The organism is Schlesneria sphaerica, assembly GCF_044336245.1.
Taxonomy (GTDB): Bacteria; Planctomycetota; Planctomycetia; order Planctomycetales; family Planctomycetaceae; genus Schlesneria; species Schlesneria sphaerica.
Map to the genome: position 1 here is coordinate 2,034,916 of NZ_CP172346.1, position 19,760 is coordinate 2,054,675.

Genomic DNA, 19,760 nt, shown 5'->3' on the forward strand with positions numbered 1-19,760 from the left:
GCTCCGACCGCAACGGGACTTGGAAGTGTAAGTATTGGCGTCAATGCTCGCAAGGCTTTCATTCTCATTTGTCCAGCCACTTTCAAAATGTTCGGTTTTATCGCAAACTGGGCTGCGACGAAGGGCTCTTAATTTCCGTCGAGAATCGGTCCATGACAACACTTACGGTCGAAAACTATTTGAAAACCACCCTGCTGACGGGCCTGAAAACAGGTTCCGACTGGGTGACGACAGGTCAACTCGCCACTGCAATGTCCGTCGCGCCGGGTACGGTCACGGCCATGCTGAAAACCCTGTCAGAAACGGGACATGCCGATTACCGTCCCTACGAAGGGGTTCGGCTGACGGAAACCGGCCGCCAGATCGCCCTGCGGATTCTCCGGCGACACCGCTTGATTGAACTGTTTCTTGTGAAAACGCTGGATCTCAACTGGGACGAGGTTCACGCCGAAGCTGAAAACATGGAGCATGCCGTCAGTGACCGGTTAGTTGACCGGATTGATGAATTCCTGGGACATCCAGTTGCCGACCCCCACGGAGACCCGATCCCATCCGCCGATGGGGCCATGCGCGGCAACTCTGAACTCGCAATTCCGCTGGACACAATCGAGTCCGGCGCCACGATTCGCATCGTCCGCGTAACCGAGCAGGGGAGTGACTTCTTGCGGTTCCTGGGGGATTCGGGATTCTCCCTGCTCAAGGAATGTCGCGTGATCTTCAACAGCCCCGAAGCCGGGATCGTGACCACTGTGATCGATGGTCGCGAAGTGACGCTGGGGCACCCGGCCGCCCGCCACGTCCTGGTCGAACGGGTCGGGGATCAGTAGTTCCAGGCCGAGATCCTGCCATCGAACAACTGCCAAGAGCATCCGGAACCCCGCGAAGGTTCCTCCTACCCGCCGGTTCATCTCACAGCCGGACTTTCTACCCGAGATCCACGACCCAACCACTTCCCACCGGAATGCATTCGCTGATTCAGGAAGTTCGTACCGGGAAGCAGTGATTGACCTTCAAAGTTCGTGATTTCGTTTGAACTTGTGAATCTCTGCAGCGAAAATAGAACTGTCGCAAAACGCAAGTTTGATGGTAGGTGGCTCGGTGTAATACCACCGAGCCAGTTGTAACCCGCAGATAACACCACTTCACGACGATTCCTGCGTTTTTCCACGGCCGCTGTGTGAGCGATGGGTGACCGATTCGTTAGAGGACCGATTCGTTAGAGGACCGATTCGTTATCAGGAGGACTCCCTCAACCAGTCCATGAACGTGACACCTTGGGGATGGGGCGCAAGTCTGTCAGGCCCCCGGCGAGAGGGGAATAATTCACGTCACTGGAAATCCCGACCAATCCACCGCAACTGAACTGTTTTACGATCGTTCACGGCTGAGAGGAGACCGAACTGTCGCTCGTCTTTTCTACGATGACTCCAAATTGCGGTCGGGGTAGCAAGTGGCTGCGGAACTCAAAAGTGTCTATGCCCTGCGTTTTTTTCTGTTGGCCACGTCAACACTGGCTGTTGCCGCAGTCGTTTCGCTAGCGCTTTGCCACGCGTTTCCGCCACAGCTGCCGGGAAGTGCAAGCCGATTTTCGTCGGCGTTCATCCTGAGCACGTGGCTGTTGATGGTGGGAAGCGGATTTCTGCTCCGTGCAATCGAGGCCGTGCGGCGCGAACGTCAGATCCGGTTTCGTCGCTCCCTTTCGTGGGCTCTCGCGACAGGAGCGTTGTTCGTATCGGTCCAGGCATACGCCTTAAACTATCTGATACAGAGCCGAACCAGGGATGAAGCGTCGAGTGCCATGGCTTCTTTTGTCGCTGTCATCACTGCGTTGCATGCGATGCACTTTATGATTGCGTTGCTGTTCCTCTGCTACATCATTGTGCAGGCTAACGCCGACCGGTATGACCACGAGTACTACTGGGGGGTCACGATTGCAGCCTGGTTCTGGCACGCTCTCGGAATTGTCTGGATCGTCATTCTGTTCGTAATGGCAATCGCGCGACTCTATGAATGAAGCCATGCACGAATCAGGGAGCCAGTGGCCCGCCAGCGAGGCCGCCCGAAATGGCAGCCCTCCCAAAGACGAATACGCCAAAATCGCTTTTAAAGCCCTCAAGACGATGTCACACGGTCATACAGCGCGGCGCGATTCTGCTTTGGCCGAATTCGCTTTCGCCGCCGCACGAGCCTGTTCCGAAAGCCCTTCTGCAGAAATGATATCGACGAGATCCTGAGCCAGCCCGTCCATCTCGATCACCAGCGAATCCACCCGGCCGGTGAAATACATGTACATAATCAGCGACGGAATGGCGATTCCGAGTCCTGCCGCGGTGGTCAGCAACGACAATCCAATTCCGCTTGCCAGCGCTTCCGATTTGCCCATCGCCGCGCTTTGCGAGATGCGGTTAAACGAGTCGATCATCCCCACCACAGTTCCCAGAAGTCCCAGGAGCGGAGCGATTGTGGCAGCACCATTCAGAATGCGAATATGTTTTCGCAATTGACTGACCTGCCGTTCCCCGCCATCAATGATGGCCTGCTCTACTTCGACACTACTTTTGCCCCATTTCCGCAACCCGTTGGCGAGTACCAGCGCGATCGGACTGCCGTTGTCTTCGCAAAGCTTGATCGCCATTCTCGGTTCGAGATTGCCTGATTTCAGGTGCTCGAAGAATCGCTTCACAAAGGGATTCGGAATAACTCGACCGTGGCGAAGTACGACCATCCGTTCGATCGTAAACCACAATACGATGATCGAAGTGAGGGCCAGGGGAAAGCGAAATGCCCCCAGCGCAAGCCAGACTTCGTAGGGTTCGGTGGGGATTTTACCTTCATTCGACCAGACAGCTGCTGTTGTTCCCTTTTCCTCGGGCTCTTCGGCGGAGTCCTGCGCGGAGGCCAGTTTCCAGATCCCCCCCAAAACGATGACCAGCATCAGGCAAAGCGTGAATCCGCGTCTACCGGCCGGACGATGAGAACTGCGCACAATGGGGGAGGGGAACATCGGTCCGTCTCGTCTGGGATTGGGATGGGTCATCGTCACAACATCCTTATCAGGCCGTGAATGGAACGCATTCTACTGACTTGACGGAAAAACCAAATGCCGAATGCATCCGGGAAGAGATTGCCACAGGATCATTCCATTCTCAATGGGACTCCCTGCGGAGATTCTCCTGTCTTCTTCGACTCGCGCTCACCCGTCAGAAAAGGGACCAATCAGCAAAATCAAAAGTGCGCGATTGTTCGGAATCGGACTTCTTCGAGCGTTCTTGCCCGATTCATTTCGACACCCGAGGGCCAGATAACCCACGATGCCAGAGATCGACTTTGCCGCTTTGTTAAAGTGCGATGCCCTCAACTCGACTGATTAGCAGGACTATTCCGCCGTAATCGGGGTAGACGCTTGTGTGCCTCGCGATGCCCGAATCCCTCTGATAAAGTGACGGATTGAAAGTTCGGGTCAGGGATTCGAAGTTCAGGTCAAAACTGCGTAGAGGAAGGCTCAGGGCATGGCGAAGCGGAAAGTCGGAGTTTGGTTGATCGGCGCCTGGGGGGGAGTTGCCACGACCGTTGTTGTCGGATTGGCAGCATTGCGAAAAGGTCTGACAGACACCACAGGATTAGTCACCTCGCTTCCTCCGTTCGCGGGTCTTGACCTGGTCAACTGGGATGAAATCGTCATTGGTGGCCACGAAATTCGTGACACTTCATACTCGGCCGAAGCCCAGAACCTGATCGAGAAATCTCACGTTTTCAACGAGAAAACACTCGCCGGAATCGCTTCGCAACTGGCAAAGTTCGACGCCAACGTCCGTCCCGGTACGCTGTTCAACGTGGGCTCCCGCATTGAATCCCTGGCCGGTGCGGCCACTCTCAAGACGAAAAAAGAAACCGCCAGCCAGGCTGTGACACGCCTTGCAAAAGACATTGAAACATTCAAAGCCAGCAACAAGCTCGATCGCGTCGTCGTGGTGAATGTCTCTTCGACAGAACCGCCCCCTAAAGAAGAAGTGAAGTCGTGGATGTGGGCTGACGTCCAGAAATCCCTTGCAGCCAAAGGAGACTGCCCGCTGCCGGCCAGCACACTTTACGCCATCGCGGCAATGAAGTGTGGCGCTCACTATGTGAACTTCACCCCCTCAATCGGCTCTGATCTGCCAGGGCTCGACGAATACGCACACCAGCAGCAGGTCCTGCACGTTGGCCGTGACGGGAAGACGGGCGAGACCCTGATGAAAGCCGTCCTGGCACCCATGTTCGCCGCTCGCAATCTGAAAGTGATGAGCTGGGTGGGCCATAACATCTTTGGAAATCTGGACGGCAAAGTCCTGGATGACCCCATCAACAAGGCCAACAAGGTGAAATCCAAGGATCACCTGCTCACAGAGATCCTTGGCTATAAACCACAAACGCTGGTTTCCATCGAATACATCGAATCGATGGGAGATTGGAAAACAGCGTGGGATCACATTCACTTCCAGGGCTTCCTCGGCACGCCCATGGTACTGCAATTCACCTGGCAGGGCTGTGACTCCTTACTGGCAGCACCTCTGGTGATTGACCTGATTCGACTGACCGAACGCGAAGCCCGCCGGGGAAGCAGTGGCGTCATTCCCCACCTGGCCTCCTTTTTCAAGAGCCCCATGGGAACTGATGAACCGGCATTCGCCTATCAGTTCCAGGAACTGATGCGGTGGGTCGAACGAGTGACCGACGAGAATCTCGAAGACTAGCGCAAGTTCATCACCGCTGACTGGCGACTTGATGTGAACTCGCGACAGGAGGCTATGTTTCCGATGCAGATCTCTGCCCTCTGGAATCGGCCCCTGTCGCAGTTCCACTTTCGTTCTCGAGTCGCTCTCGCTGGTGCCCTCGTGTTGCTGGCCAGCTTCGTTGGCTGGCAATATTACCTGGACATCCAGCATCAATTTCTCGCGGACAAGCTTCGGGAACTGTGTTGCAGCGCCGAATTCCAGCGAGACGTTTCGACTGCAGGGACGTCCCTTCCCGCCCGTTTGAAACGAGGTTGGACCCGATGGAACTCCCGGCGAATTCGCGATGTCACTTTTCGTTCGCCCGATCCCGATAAACTTGTAAAGGCAATTCAGATCGTCAAGCAGATCGGTTCTCTGGACTCGATCTCATCGTATGAGACCAGGATCTCGATTCATCAAGTCGAAGATTTGCTGACGGGCGTTCGCCCCAGCGCCCTCTATATCCCGAGTGAGCCCCTCCCACGGACCCGCCTTCCGTTCCTTCGAAATCAGACGTTACAGTGGCTGTGCGTTGCAAGAACCCAGTTCTCAAACCCCGCAATTCAGGACCTGCCTGATTCGCTGACGTACTTTGACGCAACCCGCACCAGAATCAACGACGCGGGACTGTCGGGCTTCACTCGGCTAAAGCGCCTGAAGACTTTGATTCTGCGACGAACGCCCACAACCTCAGCCGGGATTGGGCGACTTCAGCAACAGATGCCCTGGTGCAGGATCAGTTGGGAACCTCTCTAGTTCACCGACTGCGAAGATGCGGGGCCGAGACTTACAGACCGCCCCCGTTGCGATGCCATCGCGGCAACCTGATCAACATGAGCTGTGTGCAGATTGGTCATATACAACGATCACTCGGCTCGTTCAGAACGACAATCGACGAGCGGCGTCGGTCTGAAAACGATGCTACCACTGTGGCATGAGACGCACCTGGGTTGGCTCAGATTCGTTCCCTGTCTCCGGCAAGCACTTTCCAGGAGTATGGAGCGATCCTTCCGAGTTCTGCTGGAATACGAAGGCGACTTCCCTGGCAGACCATGATTGATGTGCGTCTCTCATCAAGGTCGTCGCCCGAGAATTGGAAGACTTGACGGCAGGGAGCGTGATGGGGTCCGGGCTCAACACCTCAAGTACCGATGTCGCTCGTTCCGCAGCAGCGAATCGCCGTCGCACGTCATGCCGGCGGTAGGAAAAGAACGCTGTACGACAGCCATATGAATGCATTTGGCTCCCGACCTGATGACGATTCCGAACCGACGTTCGGCGGGACTTCGTCTCCGATGATCGATGACGGGGTTCGACAAATGCAAGCGACCGGCAAGCAGCACTGCTCACCGGTCGCTCTTCATTTCGTGCCTCGACGGAAACGATTCCTCTGTGCGAATCACTCAGCCGCAGCCGTGCTGACGATGACCTTGCTGGGGCGGACAACCCGGTCATGCAAGGTATAGCCCCGTTCGACGTCGTTGATCACGGTCATTGGGGCAAACTCTTTGGAGGGGACCTGGCTGACCGCTTCATGCAGGTTTGGATCGAAGGGCTGCCCTTCGGCTACGATCGCTTTGGCTCCGTGCCCCGCCAGTGCACCATCAATCTGCTTGATGGTCATGAGGAGACCGTTGAGCAGATCGTCAAAGTTCTTCGACTGCGAGGCCGCAAAGACCGCACGGTCCAGACCATCGAATACCGGCAACAGCGACTTCAGCAATGGCAGCGACTGATACTTTCGTTCGTCGTCCATCTCGCGATAGATCCGCTTACGAAAGTTTTCGAGATCCGCCAAAGTGCGGGTCCACTTCTCTTTGTATTGATCTCGTTCCGCAAGTGCTGCTTGAAGTTGTTCTGCCACTGTTGGTGCACCACTTTCGGGAGGAGTTTGTACTGGATCGAGTTCAGGCTTCTCATCCGCCATTATTCAGTATCCTCGTTTACGGTGAAGAAAGCTTTCACGGAATCGAAGAAGGTTTTCCGCTTTGCAGAGACCTGCTTATCGTCGAGTTCGGAAAGCTGCCGCAGCAGTTCTTCCTGTTTCTTAGTGAGCTTTTTCGGAACTTCCACGTGAAATTCTACGAGCAAATCGCCCCGCATCCCTCCATGGGGATCGGGCATCCCCTGATTCTTCAGACGAAACACTTCACCTGGCTGGGTCCCTGCAGGGACGGTGATATGATGTTTCCCTGTCAGAATCGGAATATCAAGTGAAGTACCAAGTGCCGCCTGTGCGAAGGTGATCGGCACTTCACACATCAGATTGCGTCCGTCACGCTTGAACAGCGGATGGGTTTTCACACGAATATCAATGTACAGGTCGCCAGCGGGCCCTCCGTTTTCTCCCGCTTCGCCTTCCCCTCGGAGACACAACTGCATGCCGTTGTCGATCCCGGCGGGGACCTTGACTTCCAGCATGCTGGAACGTCCAACGACTCGCTGCCCATGGCATTCGGTGCATTTTTCTCGGATGGTCGTCCCACGACCACGGCACGAGGGGCACGTCGTCTGGACTCGGAAGAAGCCTTGCGACTGGATCACCTGACCACGACCGTCACAGTAATCGCATTTCTGCGGCTGGGTACCTGGCTTGGCCCCCGAACCGTTGCAGGTGACACACGACACATGCTTTTCAATCTCAATTTCCCGAGTGCATCCAACGGCCGCATCCAGCAGTTCGATCGTCAAGGATGTCTGAAGGCTCTCGCCTTTCCGACCGCGCGGGCCTGCAGAACCACGACGTCCGCCGCCACCCGCCCCGAAAAGATCACTGAACATATCCCCGAAGGCGTCAAAAATGTCCCCTACGTCCTGGAAGCCACCGGCACCCGCATCGACACCTGCGTGTCCATAGCGGTCGTACCGCACCTTCTTGTCGGGGTCGCTGAGAACATCGAATGCCTCTGCCGCTTCCTTGAATGTCTGGACGGCCGTTGCGTCGCCAGGATTGCGGTCCGGATGGTGCTTCGCAGCGAGTTTCCGGTAGGCTCGTTTGATTTCTTCAACGCTGGCCGATTTGGCTACACCTAACACTTCATAGTAATCGCGCTTCGTCGCCATCACGGCTACACTCCCAATCTGCGCTAGACAACAACGGCACTCGTCTTTGTCCAGATACACAACGAACCGCCGGAGATAGCTCCAGCGGCTCGATCATTGTCATGGTTAACAGTGATTCGACAACCCCAAGGCTATCGAATCGCTCCTTCAACCTTGCTCTTGGCCTTCCCGTCGGTGTCGTCACTTCGCGTGACAAGCACTTGGGTGGTCAGCATCAGGCCGGCAATCGAAGCCGCGTTACGCAAAGCACTCTTGACGACCTTGGCAGGATCGATAACCCCCGCCTTGAACATGTCGACGTACTTTCCGGCGTTGGCGTCGTAGCCAGTGTTGGTTGGCATGCTGCGAACTTCGTCAGCGACAACGCTGCCGTCGAGTCCACTGTTGCCCACGATCTGCCGGATTGGACCTTCCAGGGCCTTGATGACGATCTGGACGCCGATCTTTTCGTCGCCCTTGACCTTCAATTCACTGATGGCCTGGATGGAACGAAGCAGTGCGACACCGCCCCCTGGCAAAATGCCTTCTTCGACGGCAGCACGGGTTGCGTGCAGTGCGTCTTCCATTCGTGCCTTGGTCTGCTTCATTTCCGCTTCGGTCGCAGCACCGACGGAAATGATGGCAACTCCACCCGTCATCTTCGCAAGTCGTTCCTGGAACTTCTCGCGATCGTATTCGCTTTCCGTGGCTTCGATCTGGCGACGAATCTGATCGACGCGAGCCTTGATCTGCTCTTTGTCGCCCGCACCGTCGATGATCGTGCAGGTGTCCTTGGTGACTTCAACTTTCTTCGCCCGGCCGAGGTGAGCAATCTCGACAGATTCCAGCTTGATGCCGAGATCTTCCGAAATCAACGTTCCACCGGTCTGGACTGCCATGTCGCCCATCATGGCTTTGCGACGGTCACCGAACCCTGGAGCCTTAACGGCGCAGATATTCAGCACGCCACGCAGCTTGTTGACCACCAGAGCAGTCAAAGCTTCGCTGTCGACGTCTTCGGCAACGACCAGCAGCGGCTTGCTGCGCTGGGCAACCTTTTCGAGCAGAGGCACAAACTCTCGCAGATTCGAGATCTTCTTTTCGAAGAGCAGGATGTAGCAATCTTCGAGAATGCACTGCATCGATTCAGGGTGATTGACGAAGTAGGGAGAGACATAGCCCTTATCGAACTGCAGACCTTCGGCCAGTTCGAGAGTGGTCGTGTTCCCTTTTCCTTCTTCCACAGTGATCACGCCGTCTCGACCGACTTTCTCCATCGCGTCGGCGATCAGGTCACCCACCACGCGGTCGTTGTTGGCAGAGATCGCCCCAACCTGGGCGATTTCTTCCTTCTTTTCGACCGGCTTCGCCATCTTTTCGATGAACTCGATCGCTGCGTTCACAGCCTTTTCGATTCCCTTACGAACGACGGTCGGATTGGCACCGAGGGTCAGTCCGCGAAGCCCTTCGCTGTAAATGGCGCGAGCGAGAACCGTCGCCGTCGTCGTCCCGTCACCAGCCACGTCGCTGGTCTTGGAGGCAACTTCGTTAACGAGTTTGGCCCCCATATTCTCGTACGGGTCGTCGAGTTCGACTTCCTTCGATACCGTCACACCGTCTTTGGTCACAACGGGGTTACCGAACGACTTGTCAATGATGACATTCCGGCCGGTCGGACCCATCGTCACTGCGACCGCCTTCGCCAGCGTTTCCACGCCGTGAAGCAGCTTGATGCGGGCCCGATCTTCAAACAAAAGTTGCTTAGCCACAACGGGACTCCAGTGGGAAAATGAAATTTCGAGAATGCGACTTCACTGACTTCTCCGTGATCAACAGGGGGGGCGAGTTTCGCTCTCCCCCCTGGTCTCGTGACAATCAGCTGACTCCGTCAACGCTTTATGCCAAAACCTTCGCGAGGATATCCGATTCACGCAGAATCTTGATTTCCTTCTTGTCGACTTCGATTTCGGTCCCGCCGTATTTGGAGAACAGAACTTCATCGCCAACTACGACCGCGATGGGTGAGCGTTCGCCACTATCAAGCAACCGGCCAGGGCCAACTGCGATGACCTTGCCGCGCTGGGGCTTTTCTTTGGCCGTATCGGGCAGAACGATACCGCCTGCGGTCTTCTCTTCGGCGGTCAATGGCTCAACAACAACTCGATCGTCAAGTGGCGTCAATTTCATCGCTTCAATCTCCTGCGAAAGAATTTTGATTGTATTTTCAATTGAAAATCTAATTTGGAATCAGACAGTCGGAAGTCAGTTCTGAACGGCTCGGCCTAGAAGCCTCCCATGCCGCCCATCCCCATTCCTCCCATGCCACCCATTCCCATGCCGCCCATTCCACCCATTCCTCCCATGCCGCCGTCGTGGTGGTCGTCATGGTGGTGATCGTCGGACTTTGGCTTTGGTGCATCGACGACGATCGAATCGGTCGTCAGCAACAGGCAGGCCACGCTCGACGCGTTCTGCAGCGCCGAACGGACAACCTTGGCAGGATCAACGACGCCGAAGTCGAACATATCGCCATAACGCTCGTTCAAGGCGTCGTAGCCGTAGGATTTGTCCTTCGACTTCTTCACGTTGTTGGCGACGACAGCCCCATCCAGGCCTGCGTTCTCGGCAATTGTGCGCAGTGGCATTTCGAGAACTGTCTTGATCAGCGACACGCCGTGTTGCTCGTCACCATTCAACTTGAGCTTCTCGACTGCGGGAAGGCAGCGGAGCAGGGCGACACCACCACCAGGAACAATCCCTTCCTCAATCGCGGCTCGCGTTGCAGCAAGAGCATCGTCGATCAGGTCCTTGCGTTCCTTCATTTCCGTTTCGGTGTGGGCACCGACACTGATCTGAGCGACGCCACCGGCCAGCTTGGCCAGGCGTTCCTGCAGCTTTTCGCGATCGTATTCGCTGTCGGTCTTGGTAATTTCGGAACGAATCTGAGCTGCACGCCCTTCGATTTCTGCCTTTTTACCAGCCCCTTGAACGACGGTGGTGTTCTCAGCGTCGATTCGGATCTTCTTGGCAACGCCCAGGTCCGAAAGCTCGACGTTCTCGAGCTTCAGGCCCAAATCCTTGAAGATCGCCTTTCCGCCGGTGAGGACGGCGATATCTTCAAGCATGGCTTTGCGGCGATCGCCATAACCAGGAGCCTTGACCGCACAGACCTTGAGGATGCCGCGCATCTTGTTGACGACCAGCGTCGCCAGAGCTTCGCCATCGACGTCTTCTGCAATAATCAGCAGCGGAACGCCAGCCTTGGAGGTCTTTTCGAGCAGTGGAACCAGCGACTTGGCACTGCTGATTTTTTCTTCGTAAATCAGAACGCGGCAAGAATCGAGTTCGACAGTCTGGCTGTCCTGATCGGTGACGAAGTGAGGAGACAAATAGCCTCGCTCGAACTGCATCCCCTCAACCAGTTCAACTTCCGTCGAAATCTGGCGTCCTTCTTCAACAGTGATGACGCCGTCTTTACCCACCTTCATCAGGGCGTCAGACAGAATCTTGCCGACTTCGGGGTCATTGTTTCCCGCGATGCTGGCAACTTCTGCAACGGCCTTTCTGTCATTTGCCTTCACTTCTTTCGAGAGCTTTCGCAGCTCTTCGGTCACCGCGTCAACGGCCTTCTGAACACCACGGCTCAGAGCCATCGGATCGCAACCGCTGGCGATGTATCGGAGGCCATTCTTGTAGATCGCCTCAGCCAGTACGGTGGCGGTCGTGGTCCCGTCCCCAGCAACATCGCCCGTCTTAGAAGCAGCTTCTTTCACGAGCTGCACGCCCATGTTCTGAAACTTGTCTTCGAGATCGATGTCCTGAGCGACAGTCACGCCGTCCTTTGTGACTTTTGGTGAACCCCAACCCTTATCAAGCACCGCGTTGCGGCCTCGAGGTCCGAGCGTGCTTTTCACCGCTCGCGACAACTTTGAAACGCCCTCCAACAGGCTTTTCCGGGCTTCTTCATCAAAACTGATCAGTTTGGCCACAGCGACTCCTCAACCAACAAGACAGACTTGATGGGACGACTCATAACTCACAGATGACACCCGAGGCGGTCTCAGGTGAAGTAGATCGATGCGTGTCAGTTCCGCCAACACGGCCGACAATTCGACACACGCACCGACTCAGCAAGCTGCGTGCCGGTAATTTCACGAGAGACACAAGTATCGAATTTATAATAGGTTACAGACATTACAGCAGAACATCAACAACTCCACGCTGCCATGTTGGCAGCATCAGCGCTTCTGCAGACGGCCTGGCGACATACGAGGTCATTCGCTTGGCTGCCACACTGAGATCACGGTGAGGTGGACCAAAAGCTCCTGTGGGCGTCGCCCTTGCGGAAGGAAGGCCCCCTTCCTGTGCAAAGGGAGAAATAAATTGCTCTATGACCGCACATCGAGATGCAGTAGATACAGCATCGAGGCCACGAAGCAGCGAACAACCGCACACTCCCACCCGCCAGAAATCATTTCACACTTGCCGCTCGGCTCGCTCCGCAAGGATGATCCATGTCTTTTCAATTTTCACTGCAATCCGTGTTGAAAGTCCGTCAGTCCGAAAGAAACGAGCTGCGTCAGGCAGTGTCTCTGCTGGAACGCGACCATGCCGCAGCGGTTCAGGCGGGCGAATCACTCCACGCCACACGGGACAAGGTTCTCGAAGAACTTCGCAACCTGAACGACGCAGAGGCGTTGTCACCCGAACAGATCGCCACACGCCATCGGTACTGCGAACAACTTGGACGCGAACTTCTGCAACTGCAGGCGACCATCCGACTCGCCAAACGGAGATGGGATCTCGGCCTGAAAGAATTAATCGCCGTCGACCAATCGGTCAAAAGCCTGGAACGACTCGCGGAACGACAGCGATCCGAATACCTCCGATCCAGCCTGAAAGCAGAGCGTCTGGAATTCGACGACTCGCTCCGCTCCCACCGCCGGGTTGCGTAGAAGCCGCGTTACACGTGTCGCGGAACCAGCCAGACACCCTCGGGACATGGACGGAACGCAGCGCCTGATCACCCGGCGTTGTCACCTCGTTCTCCGGCAATCCAGCCAGTCGTGTTTCATCGGCAGCCAATGGAACAGGAACCTCGAAGAACAGCGAGCATGCCAGACCACCGTCTGCTCGTTGCTTCTTTGCGTCCCCGCTGCTTCTTTGCATCGTATTGGAGCAGCGACAATTGGTCTCCCTTCCGACGCGCGTGCATTTTCTTGCTTGCGGCGTCACCCAGACTCGCTCATGTGACAATGGGCCACTAGAATCCCCCGAGGTCCTAGAGATTAACGGCACTTCGGAGATGCGAGAGTGGAACTTCGGCGTAACCCGACGCGAGATGTGAAAATCGGTTCGATCACCATCGGAGGCAATCACCCGATCGCTGTCCAGAGCATGACCGCCACTCACACTCAGAACATCGACGCCACGGTACAGCAGATTGAAGACTTGTTCGCCGCTGGCGCGGACGTCATTCGTGTGGCGGTCGACAACCAGAAGGACGCCGCAGCGCTGGCAGAGATCCGCAAACAAACCAAGGCAAACCTGGTCGTCGACCTGCAGGAAAACTACCGACTCGCTGAAATTGTCGCTCCGTCTGTGAACAAGATCCGCTACAACCCGGGGCATCTCTACCACCACGAACGGTCCAAGCCCTGGCAAGAAAAGGTGCAATATCTGGCATCGATTGCCCAGGACAATGACTGCGCTCTGCGTGTGGGAGTGAATTGCGGATCGGTTGACCCCGCCAAGAAAGAAAAATACGACCCCGAAGACAGCCTGACTCCGATGCTCGAAAGTGCCTGGGAACACTGTGACTTTCTCGACGAGATCGGCTTTACGCGTTACTGCGTGTCCCTGAAAGATTCAGATCCCCAGAAGGTGATCGAAGGGAATCGTCGATTCGCGGAAAAACGATCCGACATTCCATTGCACCTGGGCGTCACCGAGGCAGGTATGCCCCCTGACGGAATCATTAAAACGCGTATCGCCTTCGAGCAACTGATCAGCCAGGGAATTGGTGACACGATTCGTGTGTCTCTGACGGTTCCCAACTCCCGCAAGTCCGAAGAAATTGTCGCTGGCAAGAAGATTCTTGCAGACATCGCCGCCGGACGAGTTCGTTCGTTCGTCGACTTCGGACTGAAAACACTCAATATCATCAGTTGCCCAAGTTGCTCACGCGTTGAGAACGAAGCATTCATCGAACTCGCTCAACAGGTCAAGGAAATGACCTCCTACGCGGAAGACCATGCCGTCACGATTGCCGTCATGGGCTGCCGCGTGAACGGCCCAGGGGAAACGGACGATGCCGACCTGGGACTTTGGTGTGGTCCTAACTTTGTCAACCTGAAGAAAGGGGCAAAGGAACTGGGTGCATTCCCCTACGACGCCATCCTGCCCCGCCTCAAGGAAGAACTCGACCTGGTCATCGCCGAAAAGGCTACTGCTGGAAAGTAAACGTGAAAACGTCCGTGATCGCTGAGAACACAGGCGTTGCATTAATCCGAACATACCGTCGATCACCCGACACGGTGGCCAGAGCACCGAGTCGGACACCTTCATTGATCTGCGTAATGATCGGAGTAAATCCCACTGCGGATCCTCGCTGGGCAATTTGACCAACTCCGCCACCTTGCCCCAGTTGGGCCAGAACCGATCCTTTGGCAGGTTGCTGTGTCCCGACCTTGAGCTCACGCTCGGCGAGTTGCCCCTCTACACGTCGACCCCCGGCCAAGGAAAACCGCACGGATTGATCGACCGGCCCAAGCAGGATCGTCTCGACCAGTGTCTCCTCGTACGGGGTTCCCCGATTTCGGGTCACGCTCAGTTGAGCCCGCTTACCGACGATGTCTCCCGAGGAATGCTTGATGACAGCACGGTACTCACCCTTTAGCCCTTGAGGGCAGAGGTACTCTTCATAGCAGCGCGCCTGGATTGGTCCGAAGCCATCGTGAGTGAAGATGCCTCCCGCGGTGGTTGCGGGGTTAATGGTCGAGCAAACGGTTCCCCCGGGCTCATGAATCTCGAGATCGAGATCCCCCTGACCGCTCCATTCCAGTCTTACGACCAGATCCAGCCGACGTGCCTTGCGCATGTCCAGATCGAGCTTGAGCGCTTTGGCATGGTCGCCCGCCTTCAGCAGCTCGGTGGACGCATCCGCTGCTGATGCTTCGGCAAGTTGATTCAGTTTTTCGCGCCCTTTGGCCCACGAGAATGAAAGTACCTCAGGAGCAGACCAGGCAATTGTGTCATAGTTCTTGGCTCGCACAGCCAATTCCAAGGCAAGTACGTAGGCTTCGGGCCGGGAAGGATCCAGAGCCGCGGCCTGCCGATAGAGCTCCTGCGCCCGGTCATAACGTTCGAATCGGGCCAGATAGGCGGCCAGATGCATCATCGATCGGGGATCATTGAGCACCACGTCCTGGCTTGAGAGCAGGACTCGCTCAATCTGAGAATTCGGGCGGCCCGCTGCCTGCATCGACATGGCCAGAACCTGATACATCCACGGCTGGATCTGCCCCTGCAGAATTGCCTGTTCGATACAGCTGATCACATCTTCGTGCTTGCGGCTCTCGACAAGTTCCGCAACGACATCCCGGACGGTCTCAGGCGACACCTCATCCTGGAAGAATCCGGCCCAGAAATCAGCTCTCTCCTTTGCAGTCGACGCAGCGGGTACCTGCGGACTTCGTTGCTGCCGAGTCAGTCGGTAAGTGCGATCAGCGAGACTCGTCCGAATGGACAAATCTCGCTGACTTCGCAATCGTAAACTCGGGGCAAAGGTACCCGACTGGGCACTCTTACGTGCGGGGCCTACAGAGTTCGTTTTTTTTTCCGGTTCTGAATGGACTTATTGTCCAACTTGGGTGCACCGGCAGGTGCAGCGTCAGCACGCTGTGCGTCATCCTGCTGGACGACCTGTTCGGGAGCGATGTTGAAGAAACCACCACCCCCAAACCCACCGCCCATACCACCCATACCGCCGCCCATGCCACCCATACCACCGCCCATGCCACCGCCCATTCCCCCCATGCCGCCGCCCATACCACCCATCATTCCCCCCCCCGTGGCAGGTCGAATGGGCACGGCAAGGTCTGCAACCGGGTAGACGCGGGTCGAGGTTTTCTCTTCCGCTTTTTCCTGGGTCGTGATCTGCATGACTTCATCTTCGATGATATACGTCAATTGCAATCGTTCGAGCATCAGACGAAGTGCACTTCGCAGCGTGATCCCCGTGAGATTGAGGTTCACAGGCTGATCGGTACTGATTGCCGCATCCGCGAGAGCGGCCTCATCGATGATGATTTCGATTCCATGCAATTCTTCAAGGTAGTCCAGTGCATCTTTCAGCGGCTGGTCAGTGAACGAGACTTCCGTGGGCTCTTTCAATGCTTCCTGGATTCGCTGTTCCCGTGGGCTGTCTTTCTTCAAGTCAACCTGAGCCCATTTCCGTCGACGTTCCGTCAGAGCTTTCCAGACTTCGGCATTCGGGAATCGAATGGGGGGCTCATCCGGGAATGGGATGTGTGCCAATTCAACCTGGTACAGAGCTTCGAGAAACTGGTCTGCGCGTCGAGCACGCAGGCGATTTGCACGAGCAATCTGGTGTGCCGCTTCCGCACTGAATCGAGCGACGGCCGAGGTTCCTTCACCGGGTCGCAGCATAATAGCAACGTCAGCCACATTTTGGGCTTCCCCGAACGCGTCTTCACGACCGTGGAAACCTTCCGACATCAACGACCGGACCCGATCGATCAAGCCTTCCAGTTTCTCTTCTTCAAGCAGCAACTGCTCAGTCAGTCTCCGCTCGGCCTCGATCTGTGACATCCGTTCGGCGAGGTGAACGAGATCCTGTGCTCGCTTATCGGACAAGTTTCGCATCTGGTTGATTTCGCTTTCAAGACGCTTCTGCATCTGCAGACGGTCTTCTGGAGCGATATCCAGCGATGACCTTACTGAGTTCTCTACCTGCTTGAGCAATGCGAGGCTGGATTCCGGATCGTTAGTTCGTCGGGCCGCTTCAATTGCGTTCCCCACCTGATTCCGCAGCTTCTCTGTTCGAACGCGGATGACTTGTTCCTGATCGCGAGTCAAACTCGAATCATCCGCAGCATCGCTGCGTGAGTCGAGAATGCCGGGAGCCGGTGCTGCAGGAACCTGTGAAACCTGCATCACCTGAAGCCGCGCGGAAGTGCTGGCCAGCGTCTTCGCGGCCACATTGGAAGGGTCAACTTGCGCGATTCGCTGAGCGAGTTCGGCAGCCTGCTTCGCCTGGCCCCGTTCGAGCTGTTGAGCACCAAACTGCAGCGCCGCGTCCATCGAGTTCAGGAACCCATCCTGGTAAACATTCATCAGGTCGGCGCCCGCAAGCGAGTTGCTCAGACCCTGGTCCTGATCGGCCTGCTCGGCAACTGCCACCAGAAACGCGCTCCCTGGTCGTTGCACGGGAGCGGACAGCTTCCATTCCAACGTTTCTGCAGCGTCGAATCCGGTGAAGACAACCCGGGAATTCGCAGTCAGCTCGCCGCGAATCACGTGGATTGTTTCACGATCACTGCGGAGTGGCAATGCTGGAAGGCTAGATTCGATGTCACCCGTCAGCTCGACCTGATTGGGGAAGTAGACCGGCTGCTGCACGGCCAGGGCGAGTTTCTCACCCGCACTGACGGCAAACTGTGATTCGGCGTCGGAGCGATTCTTTTCGGTCGCCTCATCAGATTTCCGCGGCACATCTTTTCGATTATCGAAGTTGACATACCCACCAGTCTGATGCGCCAGGATTCCCAGCAACTGGAGATTCATCTGCGGTCCCACGCCGTAGCTGTGGAACGGAATCTTCTCTTCACACAGGTACTGAACCATGCTGAGCAGTTCTTTTGATTCCAGCAGATCAGCAGTGCTCAGACCATCACCGATGTAAGTGATCGAAGCGTTCCGACCTTCTTCGGCGGAAGCAAGAGCCGTGCTGACCAGTTCTTCCAAGTTCGTCGCGCCGAGAGGGACTCGGCTCTTCAGCGCGGCGATGGCATCCATCACCGATGAGCTGCTCGGAGAGGACATGCTGGCCATCAACGGTTCGGCTTGAACATCAACGGCGAAAATTCGGACACGATCCTGCTGGGGCAACGACTTGATCATCGATTCCAGCACACTCAGAGCATGGACCCGATGGGCCCCGATCTGACTGGCGGACGTATCGATGAAGACCATGTGGTCGTGAGCGGTCACGCCCAGTTGTGGCTGCTGCAATCGGAAGAGCAGGGCCTGGACGACATCGCCATTACCCTGGACATGCTTCAGCACTGGTGCGGGCGAAGAAACTTCGAATGCACTCAAGTCCATCACGCCAAAACTGGCGGCTAACACCGGAGCCCAGAGCAGTCTTTTGAAAATTGATCGGTTCATGACAAAGTTCCTCGCTTCTGGTGAGAGTCCAGCACCTGAAACGATTATTTCCAGGTTAGTGCGGCGCGTGGGAAATGCAGTTCAATCCTAACGGGTCTCGCGAGGCGGAGGGAAAGAAAATCCCTTCATCTCACGCAATTTGTTGATCACATCCGTACCGTCGAAGGGCGGCAGCGAAGCATCAAAACTCACTATCGGGCTTTTTTATTGTCTGTTGTTTCACCAAGGATGACCATTCGCTGCGCGTCCAGCCTTCGCAAACGAGAGATCGAGTAGATACGGACGACCTTGTTCCGATACGTCAAATGGCCATTGTTATCGTACCCCAGGAGGTTTGTATCCACCCAGTCTGCCAGGGAGTCGTCTTTAATGCTGTACTTCTTCAGTTGGTAGGCCGCCGTACTGAGTGCGGCGAATGTTTCCGGATCGACGCCCTGACCGCTTTCCAAATCCTCCTTGGCGTTGATGCCACCTACGAGGACAGCGTACGAGTTGACCCCTTTTGTTACCGATTCGTAACGGGATTCGAGCTTCAACTGCTCCATCGCCTTCTTGAGTGCATCATGGGCTTCGACAATCTTTTTCGTCGATTCTTCTGACACAGAAACGTCGTCCGGCTGAGCATGTGCGAGCGGGAAAACCTGGGTTGAGCCCAAAACATATCCGAATGCGACCAGACTGGTGGCCGTCAAAACCCACGCTGCGCTTCGCATCAAGTCGCTCCTGTTTGGTGTCGATTGCATTTCTCGAAAATATCGCCGGCGACGACTGCTTTCCACAGGATTTTCAGGAACCACTTGCACAAATTCGAACTTCGTTCGCCGCGTGAGTGGGGTTGAAACGAATCCTATTAACTTCATGGCAACCAGACGCTGACGCCCCCCCTCAGGCGGCCCGGTCACGTGCCTGAAGGCCTTCCGTGATTGGAGTGTTCCGAGACCAATCGCCCCCTTGCAGTTCCAGAGTCCGGCGTTTTTTGCCTGCGGGACCCAAGTGAAAACTGACAAAGACGAAAAAGGCAGATGTCGCAAGCACGAGAACGCATAAACCAATTGCGGTTTGATCGTCATTCGCGGACTGCAGGAGATTGAACATGCGGACCTCCGTGAAAATCAACTGAATGCACTGACAGATTTCATCTCATGAATTCGGTTTCGTGCCGATGAGCCTTCAATCTTGTCGAAGCAGAGGTGCCCGATTCAGCAGATCAATCGCACAAAGAACGCTCTATGGCGATGGGTCCGAATGTAGGGGATGGGAGCGGCTGCTCCGCCCGAACCTGAAATCCAACTGGAGAATTGATCGAGGAAAACACTCAGTAACCGCTTGCAATTTTTTCACACACTCGAAAGGCCGGAGATGCGGCACATAACCATCGCCTAGAAAGTGAGTTACGTAAAAACAAGTCCCCTTTGAACTTTTTTTTGATCTAAGTGTCTCTTTTGTACGTAGTATAAGTCGTGGCGACGAGTGCTGTCAGTCGCACGTGATCGGACCGGCATCTGCTTTGCATACAGCCTCTCCGTCAAGTTCGCTCTGTCAGACTGACAATTA

15 protein-coding genes are annotated in these 19,760 nt (G+C 55.8%); 6 read left to right on the plus strand and 9 right to left on the minus strand.

Features of this window, described 5'->3' with window-relative positions; all coding sequences use genetic code 11:
- Positions 1-152: 152 nt before the first annotated feature.
- Together ACGY09_RS07475 and ACGY09_RS07480 are read left to right on the plus strand one after the other, a co-directional pair.
- Entirely contained in the window at positions 153-827 is a 675-nt protein-coding gene (locus ACGY09_RS07475) for a metal-dependent transcriptional regulator (RefSeq protein ID WP_373650904.1), read from the plus strand.
- A gap of 623 nt (positions 828-1,450) precedes the next feature.
- Positions 1,451-2,014 (plus strand): cytochrome c oxidase subunit 3, encoded by a 564-nt coding sequence (locus ACGY09_RS07480; RefSeq protein ID WP_397571059.1) that lies wholly within the window; start codon positions 1,451-1,453, stop codon positions 2,012-2,014.
- 117 nt (positions 2,015-2,131) lie between these two features.
- Here ACGY09_RS07480 and ACGY09_RS07485 read toward each other — a convergent pair whose 3' ends face one another.
- Positions 2,132-3,037, minus strand: coding sequence for a MotA/TolQ/ExbB proton channel family protein (locus ACGY09_RS07485; protein WP_397571060.1), 906 nt, complete (start codon positions 3,035-3,037; stop codon positions 2,132-2,134).
- A gap of 472 nt (positions 3,038-3,509) precedes the next feature.
- On the opposite strand from ACGY09_RS07485, the gene ACGY09_RS07490 reads away from it, so the two are divergent.
- Both ACGY09_RS07490 and ACGY09_RS07495 read left to right on the plus strand, forming a co-directional pair.
- Positions 3,510-4,733 carry an inositol-3-phosphate synthase gene (locus tag ACGY09_RS07490; protein WP_397571061.1) on the plus strand — a complete coding sequence of 408 codons (1,224 nt, stop codon included), beginning with the start codon at positions 3,510-3,512 and terminating at the stop codon, positions 4,731-4,733.
- A gap of 63 nt (positions 4,734-4,796) precedes the next feature.
- Positions 4,797-5,510, plus strand: coding sequence for a hypothetical protein (locus ACGY09_RS07495; protein ID WP_397571062.1), 714 nt, complete (start codon positions 4,797-4,799; stop codon positions 5,508-5,510).
- A gap of 643 nt (positions 5,511-6,153) precedes the next feature.
- Here ACGY09_RS07495 and ACGY09_RS07500 read toward each other — a convergent pair.
- From ACGY09_RS07500 to groL (ACGY09_RS07520), 5 genes are all read right to left on the minus strand, one after another.
- The gene (locus ACGY09_RS07500; protein WP_397571063.1) at positions 6,154-6,681 is read right to left on the minus strand and encodes a nucleotide exchange factor GrpE; all 528 of its coding nucleotides are present in this window, start codon (positions 6,679-6,681) and stop codon (positions 6,154-6,156) included.
- Positions 6,681-7,817, minus strand: a complete 1,137-nt coding sequence (dnaJ, locus tag ACGY09_RS07505) for a molecular chaperone DnaJ (RefSeq protein ID WP_397571064.1) — start codon at positions 7,815-7,817, stop codon at positions 6,681-6,683. The genes ACGY09_RS07500 and dnaJ overlap by 1 nt, the downstream gene beginning before the upstream one ends.
- A 131-nt stretch (positions 7,818-7,948) precedes the next feature.
- Positions 7,949-9,565, minus strand: a complete 1,617-nt coding sequence (gene groL, locus ACGY09_RS07510) for a chaperonin GroEL (RefSeq protein WP_373650897.1) — start codon at positions 9,563-9,565, stop codon at positions 7,949-7,951.
- A gap of 127 nt (positions 9,566-9,692) precedes the next feature.
- Positions 9,693-9,983, minus strand: coding sequence for a co-chaperone GroES (gene groES, locus ACGY09_RS07515; protein ID WP_397571065.1), 291 nt, complete (start codon positions 9,981-9,983; stop codon positions 9,693-9,695).
- Positions 9,984-10,078: 95 nt separating this feature from the next.
- Positions 10,079-11,785 (minus strand): chaperonin GroEL, encoded by a 1,707-nt coding sequence (gene groL, locus ACGY09_RS07520; RefSeq protein WP_397571066.1) that lies wholly within the window; start codon positions 11,783-11,785, stop codon positions 10,079-10,081.
- 525 nt (positions 11,786-12,310) lie between these two features.
- Between groL (ACGY09_RS07520) and ACGY09_RS07525 the strand changes: the two genes are divergently transcribed.
- Both ACGY09_RS07525 and ispG read left to right on the plus strand, forming a co-directional pair.
- On the plus strand, positions 12,311-12,751 hold the full coding sequence (locus tag ACGY09_RS07525) for a flagellar export protein FliJ (RefSeq protein WP_397571067.1): 441 nt from the start codon (positions 12,311-12,313) through the stop codon (positions 12,749-12,751).
- A 358-nt stretch (positions 12,752-13,109) separates the two neighbouring features.
- A complete protein-coding gene (gene ispG / locus ACGY09_RS07530; RefSeq protein ID WP_373650893.1) occupies positions 13,110-14,258 on the plus strand; it encodes a (E)-4-hydroxy-3-methylbut-2-enyl-diphosphate synthase in 1,149 nt (382 codons plus the stop codon).
- On the opposite strand, the gene ACGY09_RS07535 is transcribed toward ispG, so the two are convergent.
- From ACGY09_RS07535 to ACGY09_RS07545, 3 genes are all read right to left on the minus strand, one after another.
- Positions 14,242-15,417, minus strand: a complete 1,176-nt coding sequence (locus tag ACGY09_RS07535) for a hypothetical protein (protein WP_397571068.1) — start codon at positions 15,415-15,417, stop codon at positions 14,242-14,244. The two genes, ispG and ACGY09_RS07535, sit on opposite strands and share 17 nt — an antisense overlap.
- A gap of 197 nt (positions 15,418-15,614) precedes the next feature.
- Positions 15,615-18,206, minus strand: a complete 2,592-nt coding sequence (locus tag ACGY09_RS07540; RefSeq protein WP_397571069.1) for a hypothetical protein — start codon at positions 18,204-18,206, stop codon at positions 15,615-15,617.
- Positions 18,207-18,397: 191 nt separating this feature from the next.
- On the minus strand, positions 18,398-18,919 hold the full coding sequence (locus ACGY09_RS07545) for a hypothetical protein (RefSeq protein WP_373650890.1): 522 nt from the start codon (positions 18,917-18,919) through the stop codon (positions 18,398-18,400).
- Between the last annotated feature and the right edge of the window lie 841 nt (positions 18,920-19,760).